The organism is Azospirillum sp. UFLA03-27 (genome assembly GCF_059803775.1).
In genome coordinates this window covers 1-13,526 of sequence record NZ_JAUQTX010000040.1, presented here as the reverse complement: position 1 = coordinate 13,526, position 13,526 = coordinate 1, and the positions used below count along the sequence as shown (strand labels likewise).

Annotated in this window: 10 protein-coding genes; 3 read left to right on the top strand and 7 right to left on the bottom strand. The window is 67.9% G+C overall.

The window, feature by feature from the left end; genetic code table 11:
* The first annotated feature begins 26 nt into the window (after positions 1-26).
* The 3 genes from Q4I23_RS08865 to Q4I23_RS08855 all read left to right on the top strand — a co-directional run bounded on the left by Q4I23_RS08865 (position 27) and on the right by Q4I23_RS08855 (position 5,261).
* Complete coding sequence (locus Q4I23_RS08865) at positions 27-2,360, top strand: 3-hydroxyacyl-CoA dehydrogenase/enoyl-CoA hydratase family protein (protein WP_498525973.1); 2,334 nt, start codon at positions 27-29, stop codon at positions 2,358-2,360.
* Positions 2,361-2,377: 17 nt separating this feature from the next.
* Positions 2,378-4,168 carry an acyl-CoA dehydrogenase C-terminal domain-containing protein gene (locus tag Q4I23_RS08860; protein WP_498525972.1) on the top strand — a complete coding sequence of 597 codons (1,791 nt, stop codon included), beginning with the start codon at positions 2,378-2,380 and terminating at the stop codon, positions 4,166-4,168.
* Between the two features lie 448 nt (positions 4,169-4,616).
* Complete coding sequence (locus Q4I23_RS08855; protein ID WP_237905191.1) at positions 4,617-5,261, top strand: response regulator; 645 nt, start codon at positions 4,617-4,619, stop codon at positions 5,259-5,261.
* A gap of 79 nt (positions 5,262-5,340) precedes the next feature.
* Here Q4I23_RS08855 and Q4I23_RS08850 read toward each other — a convergent pair whose 3' ends face one another.
* The 7 genes from Q4I23_RS08850 to Q4I23_RS08820 all read right to left on the bottom strand — a co-directional run bounded on the left by Q4I23_RS08850 (position 5,341) and on the right by Q4I23_RS08820 (position 13,324).
* Positions 5,341-5,775, bottom strand: a complete 435-nt coding sequence (locus Q4I23_RS08850; protein WP_454017052.1) for a CBS domain-containing protein — start codon at positions 5,773-5,775, stop codon at positions 5,341-5,343.
* Positions 5,776-5,937: 162 nt separating this feature from the next.
* A complete protein-coding gene (locus Q4I23_RS08845) occupies positions 5,938-6,636 on the bottom strand; it encodes an OmpW/AlkL family protein (RefSeq protein ID WP_014198347.1) in 699 nt (232 codons plus the stop codon).
* 160 nt (positions 6,637-6,796) lie between these two features.
* Positions 6,797-7,258, bottom strand: coding sequence for a hypothetical protein (locus Q4I23_RS08840; protein ID WP_498525971.1), 462 nt, complete (start codon positions 7,256-7,258; stop codon positions 6,797-6,799).
* A gap of 26 nt (positions 7,259-7,284) precedes the next feature.
* Positions 7,285-8,466, bottom strand: coding sequence for an NAD(P)/FAD-dependent oxidoreductase (locus Q4I23_RS08835; RefSeq protein WP_498525970.1), 1,182 nt, complete (start codon positions 8,464-8,466; stop codon positions 7,285-7,287).
* Positions 8,467-8,568: 102 nt separating this feature from the next.
* Positions 8,569-12,030 carry a chromosome segregation protein SMC gene (gene smc, locus Q4I23_RS08830; RefSeq protein WP_498525969.1) on the bottom strand — a complete coding sequence of 1,154 codons (3,462 nt, stop codon included), beginning with the start codon at positions 12,028-12,030 and terminating at the stop codon, positions 8,569-8,571.
* A 25-nt stretch (positions 12,031-12,055) separates the two neighbouring features.
* On the bottom strand, positions 12,056-12,736 hold the full coding sequence (locus Q4I23_RS08825) for a DsbA family protein (protein ID WP_498525968.1): 681 nt from the start codon (positions 12,734-12,736) through the stop codon (positions 12,056-12,058).
* Positions 12,737-12,844: 108 nt separating this feature from the next.
* Positions 12,845-13,324 carry a DUF721 domain-containing protein gene (locus Q4I23_RS08820; protein ID WP_498525967.1) on the bottom strand — a complete coding sequence of 160 codons (480 nt, stop codon included), beginning with the start codon at positions 13,322-13,324 and terminating at the stop codon, positions 12,845-12,847.
* Positions 13,325-13,526: the final 202 nt, after the last annotated feature.

Genomic DNA, 13,526 nt, shown 5'->3' with positions numbered 1-13,526 from the left:
GGCGGCGGCACAGGGAGGCACCAACCATGCAGATCAAACGCGCCGCCGTGATCGGCTCCGGCGTGATGGGCAGCGGCATCGCCGCCCATTTCGCGAACGCCGGCATCCCCGTCGTTCTGCTCGACATCCCCGCCAAGGAGGGTGACGACCGCGGCGCCATCGCCAAGGGGGCCATCCAGAGGCTCCTGAAGACCGACCCCGCGCCCTTCATGCACGCGAAGAACGCCAAGCTGGTGACTCCGGGCAATCTGGAGGACGACCTCGCCCTGCTGGCCGACGTCGACTGGATCGTCGAGGCCATCGTTGAGAATCCGGCGGTCAAGGCCGACCTTTACCGGCGCATCGACCCGGTGCGGAAGGAAGGCTCCGTGGTGTCGTCCAACACCTCGACCATCCCGCTGGGCGTGCTGGTCGAGGGGCAGTCGGACGCCTTCAAGCGCGACTTCCTCATCACCCACTTCTTCAACCCGCCGCGCTACATGCGGCTGCTGGAGATCGTCGGCGGCGAGGCCACCCGGCCCGACGTGCTGGCCGCCGTCGCCGACGTCTGCGACCGCGCGCTGGGCAAGGGCGTGGTCCGCTGCAAGGACACGCCAGGCTTCATCGCCAACCGCATCGGCGTCTACTGGATCCAGACGGCGATCAACGCCGCCGTCGATCTCGGCCTGACGGTGGAGGAGGCCGACGCCATCGTGGGCCGTCCCATGGGTATCCCGAAGACCGGTGTGTTCGGTCTGGTCGATCTCGTCGGACTCGACCTGATGCCGCACATTGCGAAGAGCCTGCTGGCGACCCTGCCAGAGAACGACCCCTACCGCGCCGTCTTCCGCGAGCACCCCGTCATCACCCGGATGATCGCGGAGGGTTACACGGGCCGCAAGGGCAAGGGCGGCTTCTACCGCCTGAACCGGGAGGGCGGCGCCAAGGTCAAGGAGGCCATCGACCTGTCCTCCGGCGCCTACCGCCGCTCCGACAAGCCGAGGCTGGAAAGCGTGTCGGCCGCCGGGCGCGACCTGCGGGCGCTGGCCGACTTCCCCGACAGGACCGGCCAATACGCCCGCCGGGTGCTGGCCCACACGCTGTCCTACGCCGCGTCGCTGGTGCCGGAGATTGCCGACAGCATCGTCGCGGTCGATGAGGGGATGCGGCTGGGCTACAACTGGAAGCAGGGTCCGTTCGAGCTGATCGACCGCCTGGGCACCGCCTGGTTCGCCGACCTCTGCCGCAGCGAGGGCATCCCCGTCCCGCCGCTGGTCGAACAGGCCGCCGGGCGGCCCTTCTACCGGGTGGAGGACGGCAAGCTCCAGCATCTGACCACCGCCGGTCTCTACGACAGGGTGGTGCGTCCCGACGGCGTGCTGTTGCTGTCGGACATCAAGCGGGCGTCGAAGCCGGTGTGGAAGAACGGCTCGGTCAGCCTGTGGGACATCGGCGACGGCGTGCTGTGCGTCGAGTTCACCAGCAAGATGAACGCGTTGGACGGCGACGTCATGGCCGCCTACGGCAAGGCGATGACGCTGATCGGCGATGGGAAAGGCGACTGGAAGGCCCTGGTCATCCACAACGAGTCCGACAACTTCTCGGTCGGCGCCAATCTTGGCCTCGCCCTGTTCGCCCTCAACGTCGGGCTGTGGCCGCAGATCGAGGAGCTGGTGGAGGGCGGGCAGCGCACTTACCGCGCCCTGAAATACGCTCCCTTCCCGGTGGTCTCGGCGCCCAGCGGCATGGCGCTCGGCGGCGGCTGCGAGATCCTGCTGCATTCCGACCATGTGCAGGCCCACGCCGAGACGTACATGGGACTGGTCGAGGTCGGCGTCGGGCTGATCCCCGGCTGGGGCGGCTGCACGGAGATGCTGGCCCGCTACGCCGCCAACCCGCGGACTCCGAAGGGGCCGATGCCGCCGATCGCCGAGGCCTTCGAGACCATCAGCCTCGCCAAGGTCGCCAAGTCGGCGGCGGAGGCCAAGGACCTGCTGTACCTGCGCCCCGGCGACGGCATCACCATGAACCGCGACCGACTGCTGGCCGACGCCAAGGCCAAGGCGCTGGAGCTGGCCACACACTACACCCCACCCGAGAAGGTCACCTACACGCTCCCCGGTCCCAACGGGCGGGCCGCGCTGGAGCTGTTCTTGGAAGGCTTCGCGCTTCAGGGCAAGGCGACGCCGCACGACATGGTGGTCTGCGGCAAGCTGGCCGGCATCCTGACCGGCGGGCCGAAGGCCGACGTCACCCAGCCGGTGACCGAGGACCAGATGCTGGCGCTGGAGCGCCGGGCCTTCATGGAGCTGGTGCGCACCGAGGGCACCATCGACCGGGTGGAGCACATGCTGACCACCGGCAAGCCGCTGCGGAACTGATGGGGGAGGACTGAGCAATGCCGATCTACAAGGCTCCGCTGGAGGATGTCCGCTTCGTTCTCGACGAGATCGTCGGGGCGGGGAAGCTGGCCGAACTGCCGGGTTACGAGGACGCCACCCCCGACCTGATCGCCCAGGTCCTGGAGGAAGGCGCCAAGCTGTGCGAGGAGGTGTTGTTCCCGCTGAACCAGTCCGGCGATGGCGAGGGCTGCACCTTCGAGAACGGCGTGGTGCGCACGCCCAAGGGCTTCAAGGAGGCCTACGGCACCTACATCGAGGCGGGCTGGCAGGGGTTGTCCTGCGACCCGGCCTATGGCGGGCAGGGTCTGCCCAAGCTGGTCAACACCATGCTGGAGGAGTTCATCTGCTCCGCCAACCTCAGCTTCGGCATGTATCCCGGCCTGTCGCTGGGCGCCTACAACGCGCTCTCCACCTACGGGTCGGACCCATTGAAGCAGCGCTTCCTCGGCCGGCTGGTCGACGGCACCTGGGCGGGCACCATGTGCCTGACCGAGCCGCATTGCGGCACCGACCTGGGGCTGATCCGCACCAAGGCGGTCCCGCAGGAGGACGGCAGCCACGCCATCACCGGCACGAAGATCTTCATCTCCGCCGGCGAGCATGATCTGACCGAGAACATCCTGCATCTGGTGCTGGCGCGCCTGCCCGACGCGCCGGCCGGGACGCGCGGCATCAGCCTGTTCCTGGTGCCGAAGTTCCTGCCCAACGACGACGGCACGGTCGGCCCGCGCAACGGCGTCGCCTGCGGCTCCATCGAGCACAAGATGGGCATCAAGGCGTCGGCGACCTGCGTCATGAACTTCGAGGACGCCACCGGCTGGCTGGTCGGCGAGCCGCACAAGGGCATGCGGGCGATGTTCGTGATGATGAACGCGGCCCGCCTCGCCGTCGGCATCCAGGGGCTGGGGGTTGCCGAGGTCAGCTACCAGAACGCGGTGGCCTACGCTAGGGAGCGGCTCCAGGGCCGTTCGCTGAAGGGCACGGCGCACCCCGACAAGCCCGCCGACCCGATCATCGTGCATCCCGACGTGCGGCGGAACCTGCTGACCGCCCGCGCCTACACCGAGGGCGCCCGCGCGCTCGGGGCGCTGGTCGGCTACAAGCTGGACGTGGCGGAGAAGCACGCGGACGAAAAGACGCGCAAGGAGGCGGACGAATTCGTCCAGCTCATGACGCCGATCGTCAAGGCTCTGTTCACCGACATCGGCTTCGAGTCGGCCAACATCGCCGTGCAGGTGCATGGCGGCCACGGCTTCATCTGGGAAACCGGGGTGGAGCAGTATGTCCGCGACGCCCGGATCTGCCAGATCTACGAGGGCACCAACGGCATCCAGGCGCTGGACCTCGTGGGGCGCAAGCTGCCGCAGGACATGGGCCGGCTGCTGCGCCGCTTCTTCCACCCCGTCGGTGCCGAGATCGAGGCCGACATGGAGACGGAGGAGCTGGCCGAATTCGTCCTGCCGCTCGCCAAGGCCTTCGCCAAGCTCCAGCAGGCGACCGCCGTCATCGCGCAGAAGGGAATGAAGGACCCGGAGGAGGCGGGGGCGGCCGCCACCGACTATCTGCGGCTGTTCGGTCTGGTGGCGCTTGGCTGGATGTGGCTGAGGATGGTCAAGGCCGCCAAGGCGAAATTGGCGGCGGGGGATGGCAATGCGGCCTTCCTTGAGGCCAAGATCAGGACGGCCCGATTCTACACCGCGAAACTGCTGCCGCAGACCAACGCCCTGTTCGTCATCATCATGGCGGGGTCCAGTTCCCTGATGGAGATGGACGAGGCCGCCTTCTGAGGATCAGCCTTACGGGGTCTATGTCTTTGGGCCGGGATCGGTGTATGCTTCACCCGTTCCGGCCCTTTCGCTTCGAGAGATGCGAAAGATAGAAAGTACGAAAACGACGGTTCTTTGTCATGAGCAAGCCTATGGCTTGATACATTCGTGCTCACTTTCGTCATGGGCGGACGTCGCGTAAAATGGATATTGCTGTCACGCAGCAATGCCATTGCTCAGAGCCTGCCATGTGACAAAGGTTAAATTCGGGTTGTCCACCCCCACCGGAACGTGGTACATCTGATGTGACATTACCCTGCATAAGGACTTTCTATACCTTTTGGAATTGGGTCATATGATGCTTGAAAATGACCTGCATTTTTTCCGAAACTGAGGGTTGGAACACTGGCCTTGTGTCAGGGCTGTACGTTCGGACCATTGAAAGCACTGAGTACGGGGGCACCACCAGATGAAAATCCTGATCGGAGACGACCATGTGCTTTTCCGGGAGGGATTGCGCAGGCTGCTCGAGCAGCTGAAGGAGGGAGCCAGCTTTGAGGAAGCCAGCAACTTTGATGAGCTTCTGGAAAAGGCTGGCAAGGGCGAGACCTACGATCTTGTCCTGACCGATCTGCGCATGCCCGGTTGGCCCGGCTTCTCCGGCATCCAAGACCTGCGGGAAAAGCAGCCCGACTCCAAGGTCGTGGTCGTGTCGGCGTCCGAGGCGCATCACGATGTTCGCGACGCGCTGGAGCATGGCGCCGCAGGCTACATCCCGAAATCCTCCAGCGTGAAGATCATGCTCAGTGCGCTGGATCTCATCTTCTCCGGTGGCGTCTATGTGCCGCCGACCGTGCTGCGTGAATCCGGGGAGGCGGAGGTGCGCGTCGGCGCCATTCCGCCCAGCGACCCGCAACTCGACCATCTGCTGACCCAACGTCAGCGCGAGGTTCTGGACCGCCTGCGCGAAGGCAAGTCCAACAAGCAGATCGCCCATGAGCTGGGCCTGTCGGAAGGCACGGTGAAGATCCACATGACGGCGATCTTCAAGTCGCTGGGTGTGCGCAACCGCACCCAGGCCGCCATGGCCTTCCCGCAGTCGCACTCTGCCTGATCGTTCGGCTGCCCTACCTTTGAAAACGCCCGCGGGACCGTCCGCGGGCGTTTTCGTTTATGGGATGATGGGCTGAGTCTCAGCCCATTCCGGCGACGTAGCCGCGCAGGGACTCGACCTCCAGTTCCGCGTCGTCCAGCCGCGCCTTCACGATGTCGCCGATGCTGACCAGCCCGACGAGTTCGCCGTCCTCCAGGATCGGAAGATGGCGGATGCGGCGTTGCGTCATCACGCTCATGATCTGGGACACCGTGTCGGCCGGGCTTCCAGTAACGAGGTCGCGGGTCATCAGATCGCCGACGGGCCGCTCCAGGGCGGCGGCCCCATCCGCGGCCACGGCGCGGACGATGTCGCGTTCCGACAGGATTCCGGCGGGGCGGCCGTCATCCTTCATCACCAGGACGGCGCCGATTTTGTGATGGGCGAGCTTGCGGGCGACCGCGTCGATCCGGTCGTCCGGACTGGCGGTGATGATCTCCGTGCCCTTCCTTTTCAAGACGGCGGCAATGTGCATGGTTGTGCTTCCTCCCGCGCGGATTCGCGAAAGGGAATGCTCCTCCACTGTCGCCGCTCAAGGAAGTCGCAAAAAGGAACAGGCCGGCTACTCCTTTCGGGGTAACCGGCCTGAATCCAGCGGTTTCGCGAAGCCTCCCGCGAGAGGCTCCGAACAAGCCGATTAGAAGCGGTAGCCGACGCCGATGCCGATCAGCCACGGATCGATCTTGACGTCCGAAGTGACCGGAACGCCGCTGACGTTGGCGGTAACGTCGGTCTTCAGGAAGATCTTCTTGACGTCGAGGTTCAGCGACCAGTTGCCGGTCAGGGCAACGTCGACACCAGCCTGCAGGGCCCAGCCGAAGCGGTTCTTGTAGTCGACGGTGTTGGTCGTGAAACCGTCCGCGTTGGTGCTCCGCGCGGCGGTCTCATCGTAGAACCAAGTGTAGTTGATGCCGGCGCCGACGTAGGGGCTGACACGCTCCTTGGTGAAGAAGTGGTACTGGGCCGTCAGGGTCGGCGGCAGCAGCGACACCTTGCCCACGTCGATGTCGTGGCCGGTGATCAGCGAACCGGAAACCTTGTGACGGGTGGTGCCGGCGATCAGCTCCAGAGCGATGTTGTCGGTGATGAAGTAGGAGACATCGAGTTCGGGGATGTAGTCGTTCTCGATGTCCACGCTGCCGATGTTGCTGCCGCCGAACGGACCGCCGCCGATCAGGTCGCCATTTTCCTGCGGGATCACGGCCAGGGCGCGCGCGCGCACCAGGATGTCACCGGCGGACTTGCCCTTGAAATCCTGGGCCAGCGACGGGGAGGAAACGGCGGCGAGAGCCGTGGTCGCCAGCAGGGCGGCGGCGGCGCGCTTCAGGAAAGTCATGGGATTCGCTCCAGGGCAGAATTAGCTGATGTCGTTTTTTTGGCTTAAAGCCTGGAGATGTATTACCAGAGTTTTTTTAGGGTTGCTATGCCACCTCAACCAAAACGTCATAGTGAGGCGGCTTTGCAACAGCGACGAGTTGTCGCATGGACTGGAACTCTTACCGCGCTGGGGCCATGGAGGGTTGTGGGGACTGGGAAGGGACTTGCGCCAGGCAGTTCTGTACGATCACGTAGCATTGGCCGAGTCGGCTTCCGCCGCTGGACGATCCGCCATAGACAATACGCTCCACCGCGCCGTTACGCAGGGTGAAGGTGGCCTCGCAGTCGACGCTGGTCACGTCGTAGCCGTAGCCGCCCCAGGCGCCGTAGGGATAGCCCCAATAACCGCCGTAGCCACCCCAGGCCGGGTAGGAGATCAGACGGTTGCTGCGGTAGGTGAAGAATTCCAGGTCTCCGGCGGTGGCCTGGCGTTCGGGAACCCCGGCGCAGGACAACAGGGTCTGTTTCGGCATGCCGACCAACGCGTTCTGCGCGACCATCGCCTGATCGGCGGCCGGGTTGGCGCAGCCGCCCAGAAGGCCGCCAACCAGAAGAACTGCAACGAAACCGCTTCCGCTCATCGTTCCGCGCATCGCCGTGTCTCCCGTCAGGGGCGCCGCAGCCGGGCCGGCGCCAGATCCTCCACACGCACGCCAAGCGCCGCAACCTCCGCCGGCAGCTCGCGTCCGGTCGCCAGGGCCGCCGCGGTGCGGCCCATGGCCGGCGCCGTCTGGATGCCGTAGCCGCCCTGACCGGCCAGCCAGAAGAAGCCGGCCGCGGACTCGTCGTAGCCCACCACCATCACCTTGTCGGCGACGAAGCTGCGCAGGCCCGCCCATTTGTGCGTGATACGTCGAACGGAAAACCGCACCGCCTGTTCCATGCGGTCGATGGCGACGGCGATGTCCATCTCCTCCGGTTGCACGTCGCAGGGCTCCACGGGCGTCTCGTCGGCGGGGGAGAGCAGCAGCCGGCCCGATTCCGGCTTCATGTAGAACCGCTCGTCCACGTCGATGGTCATCGGCCAGCCGGCGAGTCCCGCCCCGTTCGCCGGGTCGGCGGACACGGGATCGGCAAACACGGGATCGGCAAATACGGGATCGAAGGTGATGGCGGTGCGCCGCTTCGGCACCAGCCCGACGGGGCGCGCCCCGGCCATCCCCGCCAGAACATCGGCCCAGGCGCCAGCGGCGTTGACCAGCACCGGGGCAGCGAAGTCGCCCGCCGGGGTCGAGGCGATCCACATCCCGTCGCGCCGCTCCAGCGCCGTCACTCCGGCGTCGGTCACCAGCCGGCCGCCACGCGCCTTCAAGCCGCGCAGATAGCCTCCGTGGATGGCGTGGACGTCCATGTCCATGGCCGCCGGCTCCCACACCGCACCATCCACATAATCGGCCTTGAGGAAAGGGGCGCGGGCAAGTGCCTGGGCGCGGTCGAGGCGCTCCACGGTCGGGGTCAGCCGGCGGCCTTCGGCAAAGTCGCGGTCCAGCGCAGCGCTCTGGTCGGCGCGCCCGATCAGCAGGACGCCGCGCGGAGTCAGCAGGGGATGTTCCGAAAAGCCCTGCGGCGGGTTGGTGTAGAAATTCCAGCTCGCCACCGTCAGCGCACGGACCACCGGATGCCCGTAGGTCTGGGTGTAGAGCGCCGCCGACCGTCCGGTGGAGTGGTAGCCGGGCTGGCTCTCCCGTTCCAGAACGGCGACGCTGCCGTGCGCCGCCAGCTCATAGGCCGCCGAGGCGCCGGCCATGCCGCCGCCGACGATCAGGTAATCCACCCGTTCCACGTCCATTCTCCCTTTCCGGCGACCGGCCGGTCATTCATCCGCCTTATCTTATGCGTCCGGGAGAGCGGAATGAAGCCGTGAAAGCCAGAGAATGGGAATTGGAGCCGGTTACGCCGCCCCGCGCAATTCCTCGGCCTTCTGCAGGTCCACGCTGACCAACTGCGACACGCCCCGCTCGACCATGGTCACGCCGAACAGCCGGTCCACGCGCGCCATGGTCAGGCGGTGGTGGGTGATGATGAGGAAGCGGGTGTTGCCCTCCCGCGCGATGTCCTCGACCAGATCGCAGAAGCGGCCGACATTGGCTTCGTCCAGCGGCGCGTCCACCTCGTCCAGCACGCAGATCGGGGCGGGGTTGGAGCGGAAGACGGCGAACAGCAGCGACAGCGCCGTCAAGGCCTGCTCGCCGCCGGACAGCAGCGACAGCACCTGAAGCTTTTTGCCCGGCGGGCTGGCGTAGATCTCCAGCCCGGCCTGCAGCGGGTCCTCGGCGTTGACCAGCTCCAGATGCGCCTTGCCGCCGCCGAACAGGCGGATGAACAGCTCCTGGAAGTTGCGGTTCACCGTGTCGAAGGAGGCGACCAGACGCTCCCGCGCCTCGCGGTTCAGGCTGGCGATGCCCTGGCGCAGGCGGGCGATGGCGCTGACCAGATCCTCGCGCTCGGTCTGCAGCGTGCCGATCTGCGTTTCCAGTTCCGCCGCCTCGATCTCGGCGCGCAGATTGACCGGACCCATGTTCTCCCGCTCGCGGGTCAGCTTGTCGAGGCGCGATTCCACGACCGCCACGTCGGGCATCGCCTCGTCGGGAGGAAGGTCGGCGGCGGCGCGGGTCTGCTCGGGGCGGCAGTTCAGCCGCTCGGCGATGCGCTCCGTCAGGGATTGGCCGTTCTGCAGAGCGGCGGAGACGGCGGCCTCGGCGTGGGCGCGGGCCTCGCGGGCATCGGCCAAACCGGACTCGGCCTGCTTCAGCAGCTTCTCGGTCTCGGCCAGCCGGTTCTCGGCATCGGCCAGGGCATCGGCGGCGCGCTTGCGGGCACGCTCGGCCTCGCTGATCCGGCCGAGCAGGGCCTGCCGGTCGGCCTCGATCGCCGCCGGTCGGCTTTGCAACTGGGCGAGGTCTGTTTCGGCGGCGGCGGCGCGCTGCTTCAACTCGGCCACGCGTCCGCCAGCCCCGGCGGAGCGGGTGCCCCAGGAGGCGACGTCCTGCTGGATGGCGGACAAGCGCTGACGGCGGGACTGCGCCTCACGGGTCAGGCGATCCAGCGCGTTCTGCTTCTCGGAGAGGACAGCGCGGTGCTCGGCGAGCGTGGCGCGGCGGTCGTTGACGGCGTCGCGGCCCTCGCGCGGGTCGGGCAGGGCGTCCAGCAGCTCCCGTGCCTCCTCCAGAGCGGCCTCGGCCTCCTGCCGGTCGGTGTCCAGCCGCGCGATGCCTTCGACCACCGCCGCCAGCTTCGACGCGGCGGCGTCGGCCTCGCGGGCCAGCTTGGCGTGGCGGTCGCGGGCGGTGGTCACCCCGGCGAACGCGTCGCGCACCGCGTCGCGGGCGCGGCGGTCGGCCTGGGCGGCCTCCTCCACGGCGCGCTTGGCCTCGTCCAGGGTGTCGCGGGCGACCTCCAGCCGCTCGTCGGCGAGGTCCAGCTCGCCGCGCAGCTCGTTCAGGCGGTTGCGCTGCTTCAGGCGGACGGCGGCGGCGGTCGGCGCGCCGGCCTGGACGGTCAGCCCGTCCCAGCGCCATGCCCCGCCATCGCGGCTGACCAGGGTCTGGCCGGGGGCGAGGCCGGCGGCAAGAGCCGCACCCGCCGCGTCGTCGGCGACCACGCCGATGTGCGACAGGGCACGGGCGGCGGCCTCCGGTCCCTGGACGCGGTCGGCCAGCGGTTCGGTCCCGACGGGCAGCGCAGCGGCATCGGGGTAGGGCGGCAAGTGGCGCCAGTGGACCGGAGCCGCCTCGTCCAGGGGGGCGGTCAGCGCGTCGCCCAGCGCCGCGGCCAGGGCGCCCTCATATCCGGGAGCGACGGTCACCGCATCGACCAGCGGCGGAAACAGGTCACCGGCTCCGGCGGAGAGAAGTTCAGCCAGCGCCTTCTCCTCCGCCTTCAGCTTGGCACGGGCGGATTCGGCGGCCTGCAGGGCCTCGCGGGCGCGGGCCTGGGCGGGTTCGGCGTCGGTCTTGGCGCGCTCGGCACGATCGGCGGCTTCGCGGGCGTCCTCCAGCCGCTGTTCGGCCAGCTCGACGGCCAGCTCGGATTCGGCCACGTCGGCGCGGGCAGCGATCTCGCGCTCCAGCGCGTCGCGCTGCGCCTGCTGCTCAGCGAGGCGCTTGGCGAGCCCGGAGGCCCGTGTTTCAAAATCAGCGACCTGCCGCTGGGTGGCGGCGCGGCGCGCCTCGTCGGCGGCGGTCTGCTCGGTCAGGCGGGTCAATTCGCGGTCGAGCGCGTCCACTGCCTCCCGCGCATCGGCCAGCGCCTCCCGCGCGGCCTCCTCCAGCATCTCCTCGTCGGCCTGGGCTTCGAGAAGCCGGTCGCGCTCGGCCTCCAGCCGGGCCAGGGCGTCCCCGGCGTCGGCGGCGAGCGCCTCCTCGCGGCCGAGGTCGCCGGCGATCTGCTGAAGGCGGGAGAGCAGGGCGCGCTGCTGCTCGGCAACGCGCTTCTCCTCGGCGTCGAGCTGTTCCTTGGCGATGATCAGCCGTTGCAGGGCCGCCGCCGCCGCCGCTTCGGCTTGGCGCTTTTCCGGCAGCCCGGCAGCGTCGTCGGTGCGGCGGGTGGTCAGCTGGGTGACCGCCAGCATCAGCTCCCGCACCGCGCCCTCGGCCTTGGCGAAGGCGCCGCGGGCGCGGGCCAGCTCGCCCTCATGGGCAATCCAGCGCAGGTGCCAAAGCACCGCTTCCGCCTTGCGGATCTGCTCCGACAGGTTGCGGTAGCGGGCGGCCTGCCGCGCCTGCTTCTTCAAGCTCTGAAGCTGGGTGTCCATGGCCCCGATCACGTCGTCGAGGCGCATGAGGTTGGCTTCGGCCGCCCGCAGCCGCAGCTCCGCCTCGTGCCGGCGGGAGTGCAGGCCGGTGATGCCCGCCGCCTCCTCCAGCAGCATGCGGCGGTCCTGCGGCTTGGCGTTGATGATCTGGCCGACCTTGCCCTGGCTGACCAGTGCCGGGGAGCCGGCGCCCGAGGCGTTGTCGGCGAAAAGGAGCTGGACGTCGCGGGCGCGCACCAGCTTGCCGTTGATGCGGTAGTCGGAGCCGTTGCCCCGCTCGATCCGCCGCGTCACCTCCAGCTCGTCGTGCTCGTTGAAGCCGGCGGGGGCGGTGCGCGTGCGGTTGTCGATGAGGAGGGCGACCTCGCCCAGATTGCGCGCCGGACGATTGGCCGTGCCGCCGAAGATGACGTCGTCCATGTCGTCGCCGCGCATGCGCTTGGCGGAGGTTTCCCCCATCACCCAGCGCAGCGCCTCCACCAGATTCGACTTGCCGCAGCCGTTGGGGCCGACGATGCCGGTCATGCCCGGCTCGATCACCAGATCGGTGGCGTCGACGAACGACTTGAAGCCGGACAGGCGGAGGCGCGTGAAGTGCACGGGATCGAAGCCTTCTGCCCGGTCCTTACTTCACCAGCTTGTCGATGGCGGCGGCGAAGGTCTCGAAGGACTGAGCGCCGCTGATGGTGGCCGCGCCCTCGTTGAGGACGAAGGTCGGGGTGGCCTCCACCTTGTACTTGTCCTGGCCGACCAGACGGCTCTGCAGGATGCCGTCGGCCAGCGCCTGGTTGGCCATGCAGGCGTTGATGACCTGCTCGCTCATGCCGGCGAGCTTGCCGTACTGGGCCAACGCCTTGACCGGGTCGGCGGCGCGGCTCCACTGGCCCTGGCTCTTGAACAGCACGTCGAGCAGCGGGTAGTAGCGCTCCGCCGGGGCGCAGCGGGCCAGCATGGAGGCGCGCAGCGCCGCCTGATCGAAGGGGAAGTCGCGGAAGATCAGCTTCGCCTTGCCGGTGTCGATGTAGGCTTCCTTGATCTTCGGCAGCGTCTCGGTGTGGAAGGCGGCGCAGTGCGGGCAGGTCATCGACGAATAGTCGAGGATCGTCACCGGCGCGTTGGGGTTGCCGAGCACCCGGTCGGCCAGCAGGTCGGCGGTCGAGGCTGCCGGAGCCTGCGCCGTCTGCACGGGCGGCTGCACCGGCAGAGTCTGTCCGTTCGACGGCCGGGAGCCGACCACGGCGAGCCCGACGATCAGCGTCATGCCGACCGCGATCAGAGCAACGATGCCCAAAAGGTTGCGGTTCACTTTGGCCTCATCCCTACCAGATGTTGATGGTATAATCGAAACTCCCCTTTTGCGGCAAGAGTATGGCCCAGCCCGAGCCGGCTCCTGCCCCAAGGGGTCGCATGACGGCTAGCGGCGGCGCGGCGCCGGACGCGGGCGGGCCAGCAGCGACCGCCCGAAGCGCTCCAGCGTGGCCCGCAATTCCTCGTCCTCCACCGTGGCGGTGGTGGTCATCACCGACAATTCCTCATCCATGGTCAGGTCGCGCGGGCGCAACGTCGGCTTCTGTATGGTCAGCGGGGCGGCGTGGATCAGCTTGATCTTCGCCACCGCGCGGTAGCCGAAGAAGCTGTTGATCCGCTCCACGATCTGCGGTTCCAGATGCTGAAGCTCCAGCGCGATGGCGCCCATGGCGCGGATGTGCAGGACGGCGTCCTCGCGCTTGCCGCGCGGGAAGCTCAGCTTGTCGGGGGCGGTGCGCAGGCTCAGCTGGTGGCCGACGATGGACGGCCAGTCGTTGATGAGCGAGCCGAAGGCCAGCCCGCGCTTGCCCAGCGCCTTTCCGGCCACCTCGGGGACGGTCTGGCCGATTCGCCGCGGTCCGTTCATGTCAAGGCTTCCTGGTCGGGGCTTTCTGGTGATGGTCCGCGCACCCTAGCGCAAGCGGGCGGGACTTCGCCAGCGCCCCCGCGGGTGCCCCTTTATCGGCAGGCCTTTATCGGCGTCCCGGTTCGCCCTATGTCTTGCCGCCATGACGACGCCTCCCCACACCTGTCTCTTATACACATCTCCGAGCCCACGAGACTATAAC

Coding starts and splice junctions, on each gene's coding strand:
- Q4I23_RS08855 (WP_237905191.1), top strand. CDS start 4,617: ATGAAAATCCTGATCGGAGACGACCATGTGCTTTTCCGGGAGGGATTG.
- Q4I23_RS08835 (WP_498525970.1), bottom strand. CDS start 8,466: ATGGACGTGGAACGGGTGGATTACCTGATCGTCGGCGGCGGCATGGCC.
- Q4I23_RS08845 (WP_014198347.1), bottom strand. CDS start 6,636: ATGACTTTCCTGAAGCGCGCCGCCGCCGCCCTGCTGGCGACCACGGCT.
- Q4I23_RS08850 (WP_454017052.1), bottom strand. CDS start 5,775: ATGCACATTGCCGCCGTCTTGAAAAGGAAGGGCACGGAGATCATCACC.
- Q4I23_RS08860 (WP_498525972.1), top strand. CDS start 2,378: ATGCCGATCTACAAGGCTCCGCTGGAGGATGTCCGCTTCGTTCTCGAC.
- Q4I23_RS08865 (WP_498525973.1), top strand. CDS start 27: ATGCAGATCAAACGCGCCGCCGTGATCGGCTCCGGCGTGATGGGCAGC.
- Q4I23_RS08840 (WP_498525971.1), bottom strand. CDS start 7,258: ATGAGCGGAAGCGGTTTCGTTGCAGTTCTTCTGGTTGGCGGCCTTCTG.
- Q4I23_RS08820 (WP_498525967.1), bottom strand. CDS start 13,324: ATGAACGGACCGCGGCGAATCGGCCAGACCGTCCCCGAGGTGGCCGGA.